The organism is Streptomyces sp. NPDC053542, from assembly GCF_044544685.1.
GTDB lineage: Bacteria > Actinomycetota > Actinomycetes > Streptomycetales > Streptomycetaceae > Streptomyces.
This window is the reverse complement of sequence record NZ_JBITXL010000007.1, coordinates 52,507-70,305: the sequence shown is the minus strand read 5'-3', so window position 1 is coordinate 70,305 and position 17,799 is coordinate 52,507. Positions and strand designations below refer to the sequence as shown.

17 protein-coding genes are annotated in these 17,799 nt (G+C 70.3%); 1 reads left to right on the top strand and 16 read right to left on the bottom strand.

The features are described from left to right. Positions 1-93 precede the first annotated feature (93 nt). The 13 genes from metK to pyrR all read right to left on the bottom strand — a co-directional run bounded on the left by metK (position 94) and on the right by pyrR (position 14,413). Complete coding sequence (metK, locus tag ACIGXO_RS20810; protein WP_363258781.1) at positions 94-1,302, bottom strand: methionine adenosyltransferase; 1,209 nt, start codon at positions 1,300-1,302, stop codon at positions 94-96. 240 nt (positions 1,303-1,542) lie between these two features. Then, positions 1,543-2,751 (bottom strand): bifunctional phosphopantothenoylcysteine decarboxylase/phosphopantothenate--cysteine ligase CoaBC, encoded by a 1,209-nt coding sequence (gene coaBC, locus ACIGXO_RS20805; RefSeq protein ID WP_399788691.1) that lies wholly within the window; start codon positions 2,749-2,751, stop codon positions 1,543-1,545. 103 nt (positions 2,752-2,854) lie between these two features. Continuing rightward, complete coding sequence (gene rpoZ / locus ACIGXO_RS20800) at positions 2,855-3,127, bottom strand: DNA-directed RNA polymerase subunit omega (protein ID WP_006382157.1); 273 nt, start codon at positions 3,125-3,127, stop codon at positions 2,855-2,857. Positions 3,128-3,193: 66 nt separating this feature from the next. Further along, positions 3,194-3,799 carry a guanylate kinase gene (gene gmk / locus ACIGXO_RS20795; RefSeq protein WP_399788688.1) on the bottom strand — a complete coding sequence of 202 codons (606 nt, stop codon included), beginning with the start codon at positions 3,797-3,799 and terminating at the stop codon, positions 3,194-3,196. Positions 3,800-3,838: 39 nt separating this feature from the next. Further along, positions 3,839-4,162 (bottom strand): integration host factor, encoded by a 324-nt coding sequence (locus ACIGXO_RS20790; protein ID WP_030251572.1) that lies wholly within the window; start codon positions 4,160-4,162, stop codon positions 3,839-3,841. Positions 4,163-4,387: 225 nt separating this feature from the next. Further along, positions 4,388-5,233: an orotidine-5'-phosphate decarboxylase gene (pyrF, locus tag ACIGXO_RS20785; protein WP_399788684.1), complete on the bottom strand. Its 846-nt coding sequence runs from the start codon at positions 5,231-5,233 to the stop codon at positions 4,388-4,390. Further along, positions 5,230-6,354: a quinone-dependent dihydroorotate dehydrogenase gene (locus ACIGXO_RS20780; RefSeq protein WP_399788681.1), complete on the bottom strand. Its 1,125-nt coding sequence runs from the start codon at positions 6,352-6,354 to the stop codon at positions 5,230-5,232. The genes pyrF and ACIGXO_RS20780 overlap by 4 nt, the downstream gene beginning before the upstream one ends. Positions 6,355-6,416: 62 nt before the next feature. Further along, positions 6,417-9,725, bottom strand: a complete 3,309-nt coding sequence (gene carB / locus ACIGXO_RS20775; protein ID WP_399788678.1) for a carbamoyl-phosphate synthase large subunit — start codon at positions 9,723-9,725, stop codon at positions 6,417-6,419. After that, entirely contained in the window at positions 9,718-10,875 is a 1,158-nt protein-coding gene (gene carA / locus ACIGXO_RS20770) for a glutamine-hydrolyzing carbamoyl-phosphate synthase small subunit (protein WP_399788675.1), read from the bottom strand. The genes carB and carA overlap by 8 nt, the downstream gene beginning before the upstream one ends. After that, positions 10,872-11,471, bottom strand: a complete 600-nt coding sequence (locus ACIGXO_RS20765) for a hypothetical protein (protein WP_399788672.1) — start codon at positions 11,469-11,471, stop codon at positions 10,872-10,874. The genes carA and ACIGXO_RS20765 overlap by 4 nt, the downstream gene beginning before the upstream one ends. Beyond that, a complete protein-coding gene (locus ACIGXO_RS20760; RefSeq protein WP_399788669.1) occupies positions 11,468-12,754 on the bottom strand; it encodes a dihydroorotase in 1,287 nt (428 codons plus the stop codon). Before ACIGXO_RS20760 ends, ACIGXO_RS20765 begins: the two co-directional genes overlap by 4 nt. 2 nt (positions 12,755-12,756) lie before the next feature. Further along, entirely contained in the window at positions 12,757-13,743 is a 987-nt protein-coding gene (locus ACIGXO_RS20755) for an aspartate carbamoyltransferase catalytic subunit (protein WP_399788666.1), read from the bottom strand. 94 nt (positions 13,744-13,837) lie between these two features. Then, the gene (gene pyrR / locus ACIGXO_RS20750; RefSeq protein ID WP_399788663.1) at positions 13,838-14,413 is read right to left on the bottom strand and encodes a bifunctional pyr operon transcriptional regulator/uracil phosphoribosyltransferase PyrR; all 576 of its coding nucleotides are present in this window, start codon (positions 14,411-14,413) and stop codon (positions 13,838-13,840) included. A 221-nt stretch (positions 14,414-14,634) separates the two neighbouring features. Between pyrR and bldD the strand changes: the two genes are divergently transcribed. After that, positions 14,635-15,135, top strand: coding sequence for a transcriptional regulator BldD (gene bldD, locus ACIGXO_RS20745; protein ID WP_030251597.1), 501 nt, complete (start codon positions 14,635-14,637; stop codon positions 15,133-15,135). Between the two features lie 370 nt (positions 15,136-15,505). Here the strand turns inward: bldD and nusB are convergent, their stop codons facing one another. The 3 genes from nusB to ACIGXO_RS20730 all read right to left on the bottom strand — a co-directional run bounded on the left by nusB (position 15,506) and on the right by ACIGXO_RS20730 (position 17,699). Continuing rightward, complete coding sequence (gene nusB / locus ACIGXO_RS20740) at positions 15,506-15,934, bottom strand: transcription antitermination factor NusB (RefSeq protein ID WP_399788659.1); 429 nt, start codon at positions 15,932-15,934, stop codon at positions 15,506-15,508. A gap of 2 nt (positions 15,935-15,936) precedes the next feature. Further along, a complete protein-coding gene (gene efp, locus ACIGXO_RS20735; protein WP_399788656.1) occupies positions 15,937-16,503 on the bottom strand; it encodes an elongation factor P in 567 nt (188 codons plus the stop codon). A 68-nt stretch (positions 16,504-16,571) separates the two neighbouring features. After that, a complete protein-coding gene (locus tag ACIGXO_RS20730; protein WP_399788654.1) occupies positions 16,572-17,699 on the bottom strand; it encodes an aminopeptidase P family protein in 1,128 nt (375 codons plus the stop codon). Positions 17,700-17,799: the final 100 nt, after the last annotated feature.

Sequence of the window (17,799 nt, the reverse complement as noted above, 5' to 3'; positions counted from 1 at the left end):
CGGGCACGGGGCGCAGCACGGGCGGGCCGGAAAACGCCTCCGGGCCCGTGCCGCTGCAGCGGCACGGGCCCGGAGGCAGGAAGTGCGGGTGGCTTACAGGCCCGCGGCCTTGCGGAGAGCGTCGACGCGGTCCGTACGCTCCCAGGTGAAGGCGTCCAGCTCGCGGCCGAAGTGGCCGTACGCGGCGGTCTCGGCGTAGATCGGGCGGAGCAGGTCGAGGTCGCGGATGATCGCGGCCGGGCGGAGGTCGAAGACCTCGGAGATGGCCTGCTCGATCTTCTCGACGTCGACGGTGGCGGTGCCGAAGGTCTCCACGAAGAGACCGACCGGCTCGGCCTTGCCGATCGCGTAGGCGACCTGGACCTCGCAGCGCTGGGCCAGGCCCGCCGCCACGACGTTCTTCGCTACGTAGCGCATGGCGTACGCGGCGGAGCGGTCGACCTTGGACGGGTCCTTGCCGGAGAAGGCGCCGCCGCCGTGCCGGGACATGCCGCCGTAGGTGTCGATGATGATCTTGCGGCCGGTGAGGCCCGCGTCACCCATCGGGCCGCCGATCTCGAAGCGGCCGGTCGGGTTCACCAGGAGGCGGTAGCCCTCGGTGTCGAGCTTGATGCCGTCCTCGATCAGCTCGTTCAGGACGTGCTCGACGACGAACTCACGGATGTCGGGAGCGAGCAGCGAGTCCAGGTCGATGTCCGAGGCGTGCTGCGAGGAGACGACCACGGTGTCCAGGCGGACCGCCTTGTGACCGTCGTACTCGATGGTGACCTGGGTCTTGCCGTCGGGGCGGAGGTACGGGATGGTGCCGTTCTTCCGGACCTCGGACAGCCGCTTGGACAGCCGGTGCGCGAGGTTGATCGGGAGCGGCATCAGCTCCGGGGTCTCGTCGCAGGCGTACCCGAACATCAGGCCCTGGTCGCCGGCGCCCTGCTTGTCCAGCTCGTCCTCGTCGCCCTCGACCCGCTTCTCGTAGGCGGTGTCGACACCCTGGGCGATGTCCGGGGACTGCGCGCCGATCGATACGGAGACACCACAGGAAGCGCCGTCGAAGCCCTTCTTGGAGGAGTCGTAACCGATCTCCAGGATCTTGTTCCGCACGAGGGTGGGGATGTCGGCGTAAGCCTTCGTGGTCACCTCGCCGGCCACGTGGACCAGGCCGGTGGTGATCAGCGTCTCGACGGCGACCCGGGAGGCCGGGTCCTCCTTCAGGAGGGCGTCGAGGATCGTGTCGCTGATCTGGTCAGCGATCTTGTCGGGGTGGCCCTCGGTGACGGACTCCGAGGTGAACAGGCGGCGGGACACATCGCTCCCTGGGGTTGCAGCGGCTGCTGTCTGATCATTGACGGACCGGCCGAGAGCTGCGCTCGGCGCGATCCACGGCCAGTTTATCGGTCAGGCGTCCCGTTCGGGCACGCAGTCTCGTTCTATGGATGCGCCGTGACCAGGGACACCCTGCCATCCGGGCCCGGGACACCGGTCAACGGTAAGCCGCAACAAGGGTGTTTGTGGTGGCCAACGGGCCGGAATGGTCTCATCGAGTGATCAGGAAATTCGCTCGGCGACCAGGTCCCAGACCGTGTCGGCCAGGGCTTCCTTGGGTCCGTGGGGCACGGGGGTCTCGGTGCCGTCGGCGGCCAGCACGACCGCCTCGTTCTCGGCCGAGCCGAAGGTCTTGTGCTCCCCGACCTCATTGACGACCAGGAGGTCACAGCCCTTGCGGGCGAGTTTTTGCCGGCCGTTCGCCAGAACGTCATCCGTCTCGGCGGCGAAGCCGACAATGATTTGCCCGGGACGCGCCCGTTCGGCGGAGATTTCCGCGAGGATGTCGGGATTGCGCACCAGCTCGATCGGCGGCTGTTCCACGTCGTCCCGCTTCTTGATCTTGCCGGTGGCGTACTGGGCCGGACGGAAATCGGCCACGGCGGCCGCCATGACCACGGCGTCGGCGTCGGCCGCCGCCTTCAGTACCGCCTCGCGCAGCTGGACGGCCGTACCGATGTGGACCACGTCCACGCCCGCCGGGTCGGGCAGCCCGGTCTCCCCCGTGACCAGCGTCACCCGGGCGCCGCGCGCCACGGCCGTACGGGCCAGCGCGTACCCCTGCTTTCCGGAGGAACGGTTGCCGAGGTACCGGACGGGGTCCAGCGGCTCGCGGGTGCCGCCGGCGCTGACCACGACGTGCCGGCCCGCGAGGTCCGCGGTGACCGCCTCGGGGCCGCGCGCCAGCACCCGGCGGCAGACCTCGAAGATCTCGGCCGGGTCGGGGAAGCGGCCCTTGCCGGTGTCGACGCCGGTCAGCCGGCCCACGGCGGGCTCGATGACGATCGCGCCGCGGGCGCGGAGGGTCGCGACGTTCTCCTGGGTGGCCGGGTGCTCCCACATCTCGGTGTGCATCGCGGGGGCGAAGATCACCGGACAGCGGGCGGTCAGCAGCGTGTTCGTCAGCAGGTCGTCGGCGAGGCCGTGCGCCGCCTTGGCCAGCATGTCGGCGGTACAGGGGGCCACCACGACCAGGTCGGCGCCCTGGCCGATCCGGACGTGCGGGACCTCGTGCACGGACTCCCAGACCTCGGTCGAGGCCGGGTTCCCGGAGAGCGCGGCCCAGGTCGCCTCGCCCACGAAGTGCAGCGCGGAGGCCGTCGGCACCACGCGGACGTCATGCCCCGACTCGCTCAGCCGCCGCAGCAGCTCGCACGCCTTGTACGCGGCGATCCCGCCGCTGACCCCCAGGACGACCTTGGGCTTGTCCATCGTCTTCGCTGCTCCCCACTGAGACAGGTGTACCTACCCCATGACACACCAAGGGCCCGGCAGTCGTACTGCCGGGCCCTTGGTGAGTGAAACTACCGCGGCCTTACTGGGCCGGGCCCTCCACGGCCTCGGAGGTCAGCAGACCCGCGTTGATCTCGCGCAGCGCGATCGAGAGGGGCTTCTCGTGGACGTGGGTGTCCACAAGGGGGCCGACGTACTCGAGCAGGCCCTCGCCGAGCTGCGAGTAGTACGCGTTGATCTGGCGCGCACGCTTCGCGGCGTAGATCACGAGGCTGTACTTCGAGTCGGTGGCCTCGAGAAGCTCATCAATCGGCGGGTTGATGATGCCCTCGGGCGTTGAGATGGAAGAGGACACTCTCTGCCTTCCGAAGGGGTTGATCAGGGAATTTCCGGAGAAACCGCAACTAAAGGATTGCGAAAGTCATTCTCCGGAGTTATTCAGCATCAAGGCTAGCAGCTCACGGGAGACGTCCTCGACGGAGGTGTTGACACACGTCACGTCGAACTCCTTCTCGGCGGCCAGCTCGACACGCGCGGCCGCCAGCCGGCGCTCGATCACCTCGGCCGACTCCGTGCCCCGGCCGGTGAGCCGGCGGACCAGCTCCTCCCAGCTCGGCGGAGCCAGGAAGACCAGCCGCGCCTCGGGCATGGACTCACGGACCAGCCGGGCGCCCTGGAGGTCGATCTCCAGGAGGACCGGCTCGCCCGCCGCCAGGTGGTCCAGGACCGCCTGGCGCGGGGTGCCGTAGCGGTTTCCCGCGAATTCCGCCCACTCCAGCAGCTCACCGTTGGCGATCAGCTTGTCGAATTCCTCGTCGTCGACGAAGAAGTACTGAACGCCGTGCCGCTCGCCGGGACGCGGCTTGCGGGTGGTGGCCGACACCGAGAGCCATACCTCGGGGTGGACCTTGCGCATATGGGCGACGACCGTGCTCTTACCGACCCCGGAGGGGCCGGAGAGCACGGTCAGCCGCGGTTGTCTGTCCGGGGTTGCCGGGGTCGCCCCCCGGGAGACTGCAGAACTCATGCAGCGATTATTCCAGCTCCCCGGGGATGCCTGAGCACCTCAGGAAGCGGCGTTGCCGAACTCACGCTCAAGAGACGCGATCTGGTTGGAGCCGAGACCGCGCACGCGGCGGCTCTCGGAGATGCCGAGCCGCTCCATGATCTGCTTGGCGCGGACCTTGCCGACGCCGGGCAGGGACTCAAGGAGGGCGGAGACCTTCATCTTGCCGATGACGTCGTTCTCCTGGCCCTGCTTGATGACCTCGTGGAGGGAGGCACCGGAGTGCTTGAGCCGATTCTTGACCTCGGCGCGCTCCCGGCGAGCCGCGGCGGCCTTCTCGAGCGCGGCTGCGCGCTGTTCAGGGGTAAGGGGCGGAAGAGCCACGCCTACGTCACCTCGGATGTCGAACTGTCGGATACGGACCGGTGTGGAACCTAGTCGCCCCGCACCTGCGGAGCAACGAACAACGCGCTTACGTGCGGTGCTCTCGTCGGAGACTAGCGGGCGAGGGCGCCAGAGTCAGCGAGAACAGACGAAAAGTCCTGGTCAGCCTCTGCCGACCAGGACATTTCGGTACCAAACCACCGGGGAAAATGCCGGTGGCTGTCACTAACCGACCGCTGCGGCCACATCCTCGGCGAATCGCGCCGCCGCATCGCGCAGACCTGCGGCGTCCGGACCGTGACGCAGAACACCCCGGCTGACGCTCGGGACCACATTGCGCACAGCCGCCCCGAAGACCCCCGGGAGGTCCGCCGGGGTCGCTCCCTGCGCACCGATACCGGGCGCGAGCAGCGGCCCGTTCACGTCGAGGTCGTACGAGGACAGATCGCCCAGCGTGGCGCCGACGACGGCCCCGAAGGAGCCCAGCGGCTCGGCGCCCGCGTTCTCCTCCTTGAGGTGGGCGAGCATGGTGGCCCCGATGGTGGCGCCGTCGGCCCGTACGGCGTGCTGCACCTCCTGGCCCTCCGGGTTGGAGGTCAGCGCCAGTACGAAGAGGCCGCAGCCGTTCTCCTTGGCCAGGTCCACGGCCGGCTTCAGGGAGCCGTAGCCCAGGTACGGGCTGACCGTGAGCGCGTCGGAGAAGAGCGGGCTGTCCTTGCCGAGGAAGGTGTCGGCGTACGCGGCCATCGTGGAGCCGATGTCGCCGCGCTTGGCGTCCATGAGGACCAGCGCGCCCCGCTCCCGGGCCTCGGCCACGGCGGTCTCCAGTACGGCGATGCCCCTGGATCCGAAGCGCTCGAAGAACGCGGCCTGCGGCTTGAAGACCGCGACGGTCTCGCCGAGCGCCTCGACGACAGTACGGGTGAACCGGGCCAGGCCCGCCACGTCGTCGTTCAGGCCCCAGTCGGCCAGCAGGGAGGCGTGCGGGTCGATGCCGACGCAGAGCGGGCCGCGCTCGTCCATGGCGCGGCGCAGGCGCGCGCCGAAGGGCTGCTGGGTCTCCTGGGTCATGAGGTCACCTTCTTGTGCTCGGCGCCGACGGCCTCGGCGAGGGTGGCGTACGGGCTCGTGGCCAGGCGCGCGGCGAGGCCCTTGTGGATCGCACGGCACCAGAAGGGGCCCTCGTAGATGAAGGCGCTGTAGCCCTGGACGAGGGTGGCGCCGGCCAGGATGCGCTGCCAGGCGTCCTCGGCGTTCTCGATGCCGCCCACGCCGATGAGGGTGATGCGGTCGCCGACGCGCGCGTACAGACGGCGTAGCACTTCGAGGGAGCGCTCCTTGACCGGGCGGCCGGAGAGCCCGCCGGTCTCCTGGACGAGCGCGGGGTCGGACTTCAGGCCCAGGCCCTCGCGGGCGATGGTGGTGTTGGTGGCGATGATGCCGTCCAGGCCCAGCTCCAGGGCGAGGTCGGCGACCGCGTCGACGTCCTCGTCGGCCAGATCGGGGGCGATCTTGACGAGGAGGGGCACGCGGCGGTCGGTGACCGTGCGGTCGGCGGCCTCGCGCACGGCCGTCAGCAGCGGGCGCAGGGACTCGGTGGCCTGGAGGTTGCGCAGGCCCGGAGTGTTCGGCGAGGAGACGTTGACGACGAGGTAGTCGGCGTGGCCGGCGAGGCGCTCGGTGGAGGTGACGTAGTCGCCGACCGCCTCGGACTCCGGTACGACCTTGGTCTTGCCGATGTTGACGCCCAGCGTCGTCCGGCTGTGCTTATTACCGAGAGCCGCCTTGCGGGCCGCCAGGCGGGCCGCCACGGCCGCGGAGCCCTCGTTGTTGAACCCCATGCGGTTGATGAGCGCGCGGTCCTTCACGAGGCGGAAGAGGCGCTTCTTGGGGTTGCCGGGCTGCGGCTGCGCGGTGACGGTGCCGATCTCGACGTGGTCGAAGCCGAGCATGGTCATGCCGTCGATCGCGACGGCGTTCTTGTCGAAGCCGGCGGCGAGCCCGAAGGGGCCGTGCATCCGGCGCCCCAGGGCCTCGACGCGCAGCTCCTTGTAGCGCGGCGCCAGCACGGCGGCCACGAAGGTCCGCAGGACGGGGACGCGGGCGGCCAGCCGGATCCAGCCGAAGGCCAGGTGGTGGGCCTGTTCGGGGTCCATCCGCTTGAAGATCAGGTTGAAGAACAGCTTGTACACAGGAATGTCCTCATGGGAGAGGGGGACACCGCGGTCGGTGTCCCCCTCGATCGGCCGGCTGCTCAGTCGCGCGCCGCGGTCAGGTGCTCGGCGTGCTCCTGGAGGGAGCGGACGCCCACCTCCCCGCGGGACACCGCCTCGATGCCCTGGACGGCGGCCGCGAGGGCCTGGACCGTGGTCAGGCAGGGCACGGAGCGGGCCACCGCCGCCGTACGGATGTCGTAGCCGTCGAGGCGGCCACCCGTGCCGTACGGGGTGTTGACGATCAGGTCGACCTGGCCGTCGTGGATGAGCTGGACGATGGTCTTCTCGCCGTTCGGGCCCTCGCCCTCGGACTGCTTGCGCACGACCGTGGCGTTGATGCCGTTGCGCTTGAGGACCTCGGCCGTACCGGAGGTGGCCAGCAGCTCGAAGCCGTGCTGGACCAGCTCGCGGGCCGGGAAGATCATCGCGCGCTTGTCGCGGTTGGCGACGGAGACGAACGCACGGCCCTTCGTGGGCAGCGCGCCGTACGCGCCGGCCTGCGACTTGGCGTACGCCGTGCCGAAGACCGAGTCGATGCCCATGACCTCGCCGGTGGAGCGCATCTCCGGGCCGAGGACGGTGTCCACGCCGCGGCCCGTGGCGTCGCGGAAGCGCGACCACGGCATGACGGCTTCCTTGACCGAGATCGGCGCGTCCAGCGGCAGAGTGCCGCCGTCACCGGTCTTGGGGAGCATGCCTTCCGCGCGCAGCTCGGCGATGGTCGCGCCCAGCGAGATGCGGGCGGCGGCCTTGGCCAGCGGTACCGCGGTGGCCTTCGAGGTGAAGGGCACGGTACGGGAGGCGCGCGGGTTGGCCTCCAGGACGTACAGGATGTCGCCGGCCATCGCGAACTGGATGTTGATCAGGCCGCGGACGCCGACGCCCTTGGCGATGGCCTCCGTGGAGGCGCGCAGCCGCTTGATGTCGAAGCCGCCGAGGGTGATCGGGGGCAGCGCGCAGGCGGAGTCGCCGGAGTGGATGCCGGCCTCCTCGATGTGCTCCATGACGCCGCCGAGGTAGAGCTCGGTGCCGTCGTAGAGCGCGTCGACGTCGATCTCGATGGCGTCGTCGAGGAAGCGGTCGATCAGGACCGGGTGCTGGTCGATGAGACCGGCGTGGCGCAGCAGGTACTCGCCGAGCGAGGGCTCGTCGTAGACGATCTCCATGCCGCGTCCGCCGAGCACGTAGGACGGACGCACCATGACCGGGTAGCCGATCTCGGCGGCGATCTTCTTGGCGTCGTCGTACGAGAAGGCGGTGCCGTACTTGGGCGCGGGCAGGCCGGCCTCGGTGAGCACGCGGCCGAAGGCGCCGCGCTCCTCGGCGAGGTCGATGGCCTCGGGCGAGGTGCCGACGATCGGCACGCCGTTGTCCTTCAGGGCCTGCGCGAGGCCCAGCGGGGTCTGGCCGCCGAGCTGCACGATGACGCCCGCGACCGGGCCCGCGGCCTGCTCGGCGTGCACGATCTCCAGCACGTCTTCGAGCGTCAGCGGCTCGAAGTACAGGCGGTCGGAGGTGTCGTAGTCCGTCGAGACGGTCTCCGGGTTGCAGTTGACCATCACGGTCTCGTAGCCCGCGTCGCTGAGCGCGAAGGAGGCGTGGACGCAGGAGTAGTCGAACTCGATGCCCTGGCCGATGCGGTTCGGGCCGGAGCCCAGGATGATCACCGCGGGCTTCTCGCGCGGCGCGACCTCGGTCTCCTCGTCGTACGAGGAGTAGAAGTACGGCGTCTTCGCGGCGAACTCGGCGGCGCAGGTGTCGACCGTCTTGTAGACCGGGCGGACGCCGAGCGCGTGCCGGACCTCGCGGACGACGTCCTCGCGGAGCTCGCGGATCCCGGCGATCTGGGCGTCGGAGAAGCCGTGCCGCTTGGCCTCGGCGAGGATCTCGGGGCCGAGCTTGTCGGCGGCCGCGATCTCGTCGGCGATCTCCTTGATCAGGAAGAGCTGGTCGACGAACCACGGGTCGATCTTCGTGGCGTCGAAGACCTCCTGCGGGGTGGCCCCGGCGCGGATGGCCTGCATGACGGTGTTGATCCGGCCGTCGGTCGGGACCTGCGCCGTGGCCAGCAGCTCGGCCTTGTCACCGGGGTCGCCGGTGAAGACGAAGGAGCTGCCCTTCTTCTCGGTCGAGCGCAGCGCCTTCTGCATGGCCTCGGTGAAGTTACGGCCGATGGCCATGGCCTCGCCGACCGACTTCATGGTCGTGGTCAGCGTGGCGTCGGCGGCCGGGAACTTCTCGAAGGCGAAGCGCGGCACCTTGACCACGACGTAGTCGAGCGTGGGCTCGAAGGACGCCGGGGTCTTCTCGGTGATGTCGTTGGGGATCTCGTCCAGCGTGTAGCCGACGGCGAGCCGGGCGGCGATCTTGGCGATCGGGAAGCCGGTGGCCTTCGAGGCGAGCGCGGAGGAGCGGGAGACGCGCGGGTTCATCTCGATGACGATGACCCGGCCGTCCACGGGGTTGACCGCGAACTGGATGTTGCAGCCGCCGGTGTCCACGCCGACCTCGCGGATGATCGCGATGCCGACGTCGCGGAGGATCTGGTACTCGCGGTCGGTGAGCGTCATCGCGGGCGCGACGGTGATCGAGTCACCGGTGTGCACGCCCATCGGGTCGAAGTTCTCGATGGAGCAGACGACCACGACGTTGTCGTTCTTGTCGCGCATCAGCTCCAGCTCGTACTCCTTCCAGCCGAGGATGGACTCCTCCAGGAGCACCTCGGTGGTCGGGGAGAGCGTGAGGCCCTGGCCGGCGATGCGGCGCAGCTCCTCCTCGTTGTGCGCGAAGCCGGAACCGGCGCCGCCCATGGTGAAGGAGGGGCGGACGACGACGGGGTAGCCGCCGAGCTCCTCGACGCCCTTCATGACGTCGTCCATGGAGTGGCAGATGTACGAGCGCGCGGACTCGCCGTGGCCGATCTTCTTGCGGACCTCCTCCACGACCTCCTTGAACAGGTCGCGGTCCTCGCCCTTGTTGATCGCCTCGACGTTGGCGCCGATCAGCTCGACGCCGTACTTCTCGAGGACGCCCTGCTCGTGCATGGAGATCGCCGTGTTGAGGGCCGTCTGGCCGCCCAGCGTCGGCAGCAGCGCGTCGGGGCGCTCCTTGGCGATGATCTTCTCGACGAACTCGGGGGTGATCGGCTCGACGTACGTGGCGTCGGCGATCTCCGGGTCGGTCATGATCGTCGCCGGGTTGGAGTTCACCAGGATGACGCGGAGGCCCTCGGACTTGAGGACGCGGCACGCCTGGGTACCGGAGTAGTCGAACTCGGCGGCCTGGCCGATGACGATCGGGCCGGAGCCGATGACCAGGACGGACTGGATATCGGTGCGCTTAGGCACGCTGGCCCTCCATCAGGGATACGAAGCGGTCGAACAGGTAGGCGGCGTCGTGCGGGCCGGCCGCCGCTTCGGGGTGGTACTGGACGCTGAAGGCCGGCCGGTCGAGGAGCTGGAGCCCCTCCACCACGTTGTCGTTCAGGCAGACGTGGGAGACCTCGGCGCGGCCGTAGGGGGTGTCGGAGACCTTGTCGAGCGGCGCGTCGACGGCGAAGCCGTGGTTGTGCGCGGTGACCTCGACCTTGCCGGTGGAACGGTCCTGCACCGGCTGGTTGATGCCGCGGTGGCCGTACTTCAGCTTGAAGGTGCCGAAGCCGAGCGCGCGGCCCAGGATCTGGTTGCCGAAGCAGATGCCGAAGAGCGGGGTCTGCCGCTCCAGCACGGCCTGCATCAGCGCGACCGGGTGCTCGGCGGTGGCCGGGTCGCCCGGGCCGTTGGAGAAGAACACGCCGTCCGGCTCGACCGCGTAGACGTCCTCGACGGTGGCGGTCGCGGGCAGCACGTGCACCTCTATGCCGCGCTCGGCCATGCGGTGCGGGGTCATGCCCTTGATGCCCAGGTCGATGGCGGCGACGGTGAACTTCTTCGTGCCGATCGCCGGGACGACGTACGCCTCTTCGGTGGCGACCTCGGCGGAGAGGTTCGCGCCCTTCATCTCGGGGGCCTGGCGGACCTTCTCCAGCAGCGTGCCCTCGTCGGGCAGCGCGTCACCGGAGAAGATGCCGACGCGCATCGCGCCGCGCTCGCGCAGGTGGCGGGTGAGCGCGCGGGTGTCGACGCCGCTGATGCCGACGACGCCCTGGGCGCTCAGCTCGTCGTCCAGGGTGCGGACGGAGCGCCAGTTGGAGGGCACCCGGGCGGGGTCGCGGACGACGTAGCCGGAGACCCAGATCTTCTTGGACTCGGGGTCCTCGTCGTTGACGCCGGTGTTGCCGATGTGCGGGGCGGTCATGACGACCACCTGGCGGTGGTAGGAGGGGTCGGTCAGGGTCTCCTGGTAGCCGGTCATGCCGGTGGAGAACACCGCCTCGCCGAACGTCTCCCCCACGGCCCCGTAAGCACGGCCGCGGAAGCTGCGGCCGTCCTCCAGGACGAGTACGGCGGGAAGCGCCCTTTTCCTCTTCGAGGCATTCCCCTGAGTGGAGGTCGTCATCGTGCGCCTTCCGTTTCGGTGGTCGTGCTGGTCAGCGCCTCGTTGCGCTGGATGGTCTCGTTGAGTGCGGTCACCCACGCGGGGTGCTCGGCGGCCCGGTCGGAGCGGAATCCGGAGTCGATCTCCTTCTCGCCCAGCCGCCAGGTGATCACCAGCAGGCCGCCCTCGGGCAGGACCTTGCCGGCGATGCCCTTGTCCAGGCGGGCGCCGAGCAGGTCGGCGGCGGGAACGAAGAAGTCCTGCGCCCCGGGCCGTACGACGTCCACGCCCTGCTCCGTGAGGGTGACCTCGGCGCGGCTGCGGGTGCCGAGCCCGCGCGCCACGATCCGGTCGAGCCACCGCCCGGCGGTGGTGGAGCCGTGGTACCGGCCGCTCATCGTCAGCCGCGGCTCGCCGGGCTCCTCCGGGGTCTGCGGCAGCTCGGGCAGGTCGCCCTGGAGCGTGCCGCGCCACTTCCAGCCCTCGCGCATCAGCCAGTACAGCAGCGCGATGAAGAGCAGCAGGCCGACGACCCAGCCGATCCGCGCGGGCCAGTTGGTGACCTCGGCCGACTTCTGCGCGGCGGCCAGAGGGATCAAGATCGAATCAGGTGTCACGCCAGCTTCCCGTCCACGACCGTTGCCCGGCCCCGCAGGAAGGTGTGGGTCACGCGGCCCGGCAGCTCACGGCCCTCGTACGGGGTGTTCCGGCTGCGGGAGGCGAACCCTGCGGGGTCCACGGCTCCACGGTAAGCGGAATCGACCAGTGTCAGGTTGGCGGGCTCGCCAGCCGAGACGGGGCGGCCCTGGCCTTCGAGGCGGCCGATGACCGCGGGGCGGACGGACATCCGGTCGGCGACCTGCGCCCAGTCGAGCAGGCCGGTGTCGACCATCGTGTGCTGGATCACGGACAGCGCGGTCTCCAGGCCGACCATGCCCATGGCCGCCGCGCCCCACTCGCAGTCCTTGTCCTCGTGCGGGTGCGGGGCGTGGTCGGTGGCCACGCAGTCGATGGTGCCGTCGGCCAGCGCCTCGCGCAGTGCCATGACGTCGCGCTCGGTGCGCAGCGGCGGGTTGACCTTGTAGACCGGGTTGTACGTGCGCACCAGCTCGTCGGTGAGGAGGAGGTGGTGCGGGGTGACCTCGGCGGTCACGTCGATGCCGCGGGACTTGGCCCAGCGGACGATCTCGACGGAGCCGGCGGTGGAGAGGTGGCAGATGTGCACGCGGGAGCCGACGTGGTCGGCGAGCAGCACATCGCGGGCGATGATCGACTCCTCGGCGACGGCCGGCCAGCCGCCCAGGCCCAGCTCGGCGGAGACGATGCCCTCGTTCATCTGGGCGCCCTCGGTGAGGCGCGGCTCCTGGGCGTGCTGCGCGACGACGCCGTCGAACGCCTTCACGTACTCCAGGGCGCGGCGCATGATCACCGCGTCGTCGACGCACTTGCCGTCGTCGGAGAAGACCCGGACGCCCGCGGCGGAGTCGTGCATGGCGCCCAGCTCGGCGAGCTTCTTGCCCTCCAGGCCGACCGTGACGGCGCCGACGGGCTGCACGTCGCAGTAGCCGGACTCCTTGCCGAGCCGCCAGACCTGCTCGACGACGCCGGCGGTGTCGGCGACCGGGAAGGTGTTCGCCATGGCGTGCACGGAGGTGTACCCGCCGACCGCGGCGGCCTTCGTGCCGGTCAGCACCGTCTCGGAGTCCTCGCGGCCCGGCTCGCGCAGGTGGGTGTGGAGGTCGACCAGGCCCGGCAGCAGGATCCTGCCGTCCGCCTCGATGACCTCGGCACCCTCGGCGCTGAGACCGGTCCCGACCTCGGCGATGGTCTCCCCGTCGATCAGCACGTCCTGCGCCTCGCCGCCGAGGACCTTCGCGCCGCGAATCAGAGTCTTGCCCATGGTTACTTGCTCTCCTCGGTGCGAGTGGTGCTGGTCGTGCTGGGGGTCGAGAGGGCCGGCTCGTTGCCGCCCAGAAGCAGGTACATGACCGCCATGCGGATGCTGACGCCGTTGGTGACCTGCTCCACGGCGGTGCAGCGCGGCGAGTCGGCGACCTCGGCGGTGATCTCCATGCCGCGGTTCATCGGGCCGGGGTGCATCACGATCGCGTGCTCGGGCATCCGGGCCATGCGCTCGCCGTCCAGGCCGTACCGGCGGGCGTACTCCCGCTCGGTCGGGAAGAACGCGGCGTTCATCCGCTCCCGCTGGACGCGGAGCATCATCACCGCGTCGGACTTGGCGACCACCGCGTCCAGGTCGTACGAGACCTCGCAGGGCCAGGTCTCGACGCCGACCGGGACGAGCGTGGGCGGCGCGACGAGCGTGACCTCGGCGCCCAGCGTCGTCAGCAGGTGGACGTTGGAGCGGGCGACGCGGCTGTGCAGGATGTCGCCGACGATCGTGATGCGGCGGCCGTTCAGGTCGCCCTCGCCGCCGGCCAGCCGGCGGCGCATCGTGAAGGCGTCCAGCAGGGCCTGGGTGGGGTGCTCGTGGGTGCCGTCACCGGCGTTGATGACCGAGCCGCCGATCCAGCCGGAGGTGGCCAGGCGGTGCGGCGCGCCGGAGTCGTGGTGCCGTATGACGACGGCGTCGGCGCCCATCGCCTCCAGGGTCAGCGCGGTGTCCTTCAGCGACTCGCCCTTGGAGACGGACGAGCCCTTGGCGGAGAAGTTGATGACGTCCGCGGAGAGGCGCTTGGCCGCGGCCTCGAAGGAGATGCGGGTGCGGGTGGAGTCCTCGAAGAAGAGGTTGACGACGGTGCGCCCCCGCAGGGTGGGGAGCTTCTTGATCGGCCGGTCGGCGACCCGGGCCATCTCCTCGGCGGTGTCGAGGATCAGGACGGCGTCATCGCGCGAGAGATCGGCGGCCGAGATGAGGTGGCGCTTCATCCGGGTATCTCCGTGAGTGAGGCAGGTGTACGGGAATGTCCGTCGAGCAGGCATGGGTACGCACCCGGGCACACCGGGTCCGTATCGGGATGCGCTAGCGCTCGCCGGCCGGGGCGGTCTGCTTGACGCCGAGCAGCACGGCGTCCCGGCCGTCCTCCTCGGCGAGCTGGACCTTGACCGTCTCCCGCAGCGAGGTGGGGAGGTTCTTGCCGACGTAGTCGGCGCGGATCGGCAGTTCGCGGTGGCCCCGGTCGACGAGGACCGCGAGCTGTACGGCGCGCGGCCGGCCGATGTCGTTCAGCGCGTCCAGCGCGGCGCGGATCGTGCGGCCGGAGAAGAGCACGTCGTCGACGAGGAGGACCACCCGGCCTTCGATGCCGTCACCGGGGATGTCGGTGCGCGCGAGCGTGCGGGCGGGACCCAGGCGCAGGTCGTCGCGGTACATCGTGATGTCCAGCGAGCCGACGGGGACCGCGCGGCCGGTGATCTCTTCGAGCTTGGCGGCGAGCCGGCGGGCGAGGAAGACGCCGCGGGTGGGAATGCCGAGCAGGACCACGTCCTCGGCGCCCTTGGCGCGCTCCACGATCTCGTGGGCGATGCGGGTCAGCATGCGCGCGATGTCCGGGCCTTCCAGAACGGGGCGCGCCGGAGTCGCGGGTGTTGCGTCCATACGAAACGGACCTCCTTCTCCGCCTCACGGGACGGACCTTAAAGGACGTCGGATTTACCGCATTCACGGTACCAGGGGCCCAGCCATCGGCCGTAAGCACCCCTGGCGGTCAGCGGTATGCCTCATTCGGCTTGACGAAGCCAAATTACGCTGCGTAACCTCACAGTGAGTTACCAGTCCGCGGCGGAGCCGCATATCGACACAGTTGTCTGGGGAGCTTTATGTCCAGCGAATACGCTAAACAGCTCGGGGCCAAGCTCCGCGCCATCCGCACCCAGCAGGGCCTCTCCCTCCACGGTGTCGAGGAGAAGTCCCAGGGCCGCTGGAAGGCCGTGGTGGTGGGCTCGTACGAGCGCGGCGACCGTGCCGTGACCGTGCAGCGCCTCGCCGAGCTGGCCGACTTCTACGGCGTGCCGGTGCAGGAGCTCCTTCCGGGCACGACCCCCGGCGGCGCCGCCGAGCCGCCGCCGAAGCTGGTGCTGGACCTCGAGCGGCTCGCCCACGTCCCGCAGGAGAAGGCCGGCCCGCTGCAGCGGTATGCCGCGACCATCCAGAGCCAGCGCGGCGACTACAACGGCAAGGTGCTGTCGATCCGCCAGGACGACCTCCGCACGCTCGCGGTCATCTACGACCAGTCCCCCTCGGTCCTCACCGAGCAGCTGATCAGCTGGGGCGTCCTGGACGCCGACGCGCGCCGCGCGGTCCAGCACGAGGACCTCTGAGCCCGGCGGGCCCACAGCAGAAACGAAACGCCTCGGGGCGGGAGCGACTACGGCTCCCGCCCCGAGGCGTTGTCGTACGCGCCGGCGGGCCGGGCGGTCACCCCCCGCAGTCCACAGAGGCCCGAGACGGCGCCCCAGGCGGCGTACGCCGTCGCGGGGCGGAGCACTACGGGCGCAGCACGCCCGCGCGTTCGGGGCGCGCGCTCACGGGCGGTGAGCGGGCGCCGAGCGGGCCGACGAGCAGGGAGCGGGCGCGGGCGGCCGGAGGCCGGAACCCCGGAGAACGGCACCGGGCCCGGAGACGGAAGCGGCAGAACCGTCTTCCGTCTCCGGGCCCGGTGGATGCGTGCGGGACCTGGCGGGGCGGCCGTCAGGACCGGCGCAGGCTCGGCTTCAAGTCCTTCAGGCGGCCGAGCATGCCGTTCACGAAGGACGGCGAATCGTCGGTGGAGAACTCCTTGGCCAGCTGCACGGCCTCGTCTATCACGACCGCGTCGGGAGTCGCGTCCACCCAGATCAGCTCATAGGCGCCGAGCCGCAGGATGTTGCGGTCGACGACCGGCATCCGGTCGAGCGTCCAGTCGACCGCGTACGTGGCGATCAGCTCGTCGATGCGCTCGACGTGGTCCGCGTACCCCTCGACCAGTTCGAGGGTGTACTCGTTGACCGGGGGCTGCCGGGGGTCGGTCCGGGCGTGCCGCATCCAGTCCGCGAGCACGGTCTGCACATCGGCGCCGCGCTGGTCGGCCTCGAAGAGGATCTGGAAGGCGCGCTTACGGGCCTTGTTACGGGCAGCCACGGTTAGCTGTTCACCCGACCGAGGTACTCGCCGGAGCGGGTGTCGACCTTGATCTTCTCACCCGTGGTGATGAAGAGCGGGACCTGGATGACGTGGTCGGTCTCCAGCGTGGCGGGCTTGGTGCCGCCGGTGGAGCGGTCGCCCTGGACGCCCGGCTCGGTCTCCTTGATGGTCAGCTCGACCGCGGCGGGCAGCTCGACGTAGAGCACCTCGCCGTCGTGCTGCGCCACGACCGCCTCGAAGCCCTCGATGAGGTAGTTCGCGGCGTCACCGACGACCTTGCGGTCGATGTGCAGCTGGTCGAAGGTGTCCATGTCCATGAAGACGAAGTAGTCGCCGTCCATGTACGAGAACTGCATCCCGCGCTTGTCGACGTTGGCAGTTTCGACCTTGACGCCGGCGTTGAAGGTCTTGTCCACCACCTTGCCGGAGAGCACGTTCTTCAGCTTGGTACGGACGAAGGCCGGGCCCTTGCCGGGCTTGACGTGCTGGAACTCGACAACGGACCACAGCTGGCCCCCTTCGAGCTTGAGCACCATGCCGTTCTTGAGGTCGTTCGTGGATGCCACGGTTGCGGTATCTCCTGGACTGCAGGTGGTGGGGACCCGGAAGACGCACGCTCCGAGCCCGTCAAGGCTCAGAGGGCGAGCAGCTCCTTGGTCGTGATCGTGAGTAGCTCTGGCCCGCCGTCCGCCTCGGGGCGGACGACGAGTGTGTCGTCGATCCGGACGCCGCCGCGGCCCGGGAGGTGTACCCCAGGATCGACGGTGACCGGCACGCAAGCGTCCAGTTTACCCATGGCCGCAGGTGACAGCTGAGGGTCCTCGGCGATTTCGAGCCCGACGCCGTGTCCGGTCCATGGTCCGAGGCCCTCTTCGTGCCCTCCGGACGCCAGCACCTGACGGGCCGCGCGGTCCACTTCGCGGCATTCGACGCCGGGCGCCAGCGCCTCCCGGCCGGCCCGCTGGGCTGCGAAGACGAGGTCGTACAGCTCGATCTGCCAGTCGGCGGGCGTGGTGCCGATGACGAACGTACGGCCGATCTCGCAACGGTATCCGCGGTAGTCGGCGCCCAGGCTCACGGTGAGAAAATCCCCCTCCTCGACCCGCCGGTCCGTGGGCAGGTGGCCCGGGCGGCCGGAGTGCGGGCCGGTGGCGACGGAGGTCGGGAAGGCCGGGCCGTCCGCGCCGTGGTCGACGAGCCGGCGCTCCAGCTCCAGGGCGAGATGGCGCTCGGTACGGCCCACGAGGATCGATTCGAGCAGCTCGCCGAGGGCCTGGTCGGTGATCTCGGCCGCGATCCGCAGACAGGCGATCTCGTCCGGGTCCTTGACCAGCCGCTGCGCCTCCACCGCACAGCCCAGGTCCGCCAGCCGCAGCTCCGGCGCGACGGAGCGCAGCGCGCGGTGGCGGGCCACGGTGAGGTGGTGCTCCTCCACGGCGAGCGCCAGGGCGCCGGACTTGGCGGCGAGGTCGGCGGCGGCGACGGCCGGGTCGCCGGTGTGCGCGGGCAGCAGGCTGATCCGGAGGTCCTCGGCGGGCCTGCCCTCCGACGGATCGCCGGTGGGCGCGCTGGGGCACAGCAGCGTGTCACCGCCGTCGTGCAGCAGCAGGGCCGCGCCGCGCGGGGCACAGCCGGTGAGATAGCGGATGTTGGCCGGGCTCGAGACGAGCGCGGCAGCGGTGTCGGTCGCGCCCGCGCCGGTGCCGACCGCGGCGTAGCGGTCACGCAACCGGGCGCGTCGGGTTGCGTACATGTCTGGCATGTACCGAGCGTACGGGTGCGGTGGACCTCGCGCCCTTTGAGCGCGTCTGCGGGGGTTTCGGGGCGGCGGTGAAGCGGCGGCCGCGCCCTCGCGGGGCGGC

Excerpts from the sequence above, each read along its gene's own strand:
- gmk (WP_399788688.1), bottom strand. The coding sequence starts at position 3,799 with ATGAGTTCTGCAGTCTCCCGGGGGGCGACCCCGGCAACCCCGGACAGA.
- ACIGXO_RS20760 (WP_399788669.1), bottom strand. The coding sequence starts at position 12,754 with ATGGGCAAGACTCTGATTCGCGGCGCGAAGGTCCTCGGCGGCGAGGCG.
- pyrF (WP_399788684.1), bottom strand. The coding sequence starts at position 5,233 with ATGACCCAGGAGACCCAGCAGCCCTTCGGCGCGCGCCTGCGCCGCGCC.
- coaBC (WP_399788691.1), bottom strand. The coding sequence starts at position 2,751 with ATGGACAAGCCCAAGGTCGTCCTGGGGGTCAGCGGCGGGATCGCCGCG.
- carA (WP_399788675.1), bottom strand. The coding sequence starts at position 10,875 with ATGACGACCTCCACTCAGGGGAATGCCTCGAAGAGGAAAAGGGCGCTT.
- ACIGXO_RS20755 (WP_399788666.1), bottom strand. The coding sequence starts at position 13,743 with ATGAAGCGCCACCTCATCTCGGCCGCCGATCTCTCGCGCGATGACGCC.
- ACIGXO_RS20730 (WP_399788654.1), bottom strand. The coding sequence starts at position 17,699 with ATGCCAGACATGTACGCAACCCGACGCGCCCGGTTGCGTGACCGCTAC.
- pyrR (WP_399788663.1), bottom strand. The coding sequence starts at position 14,413 with ATGGACGCAACACCCGCGACTCCGGCGCGCCCCGTTCTGGAAGGCCCG.
- bldD (WP_030251597.1), top strand. The coding sequence starts at position 14,635 with ATGTCCAGCGAATACGCTAAACAGCTCGGGGCCAAGCTCCGCGCCATC.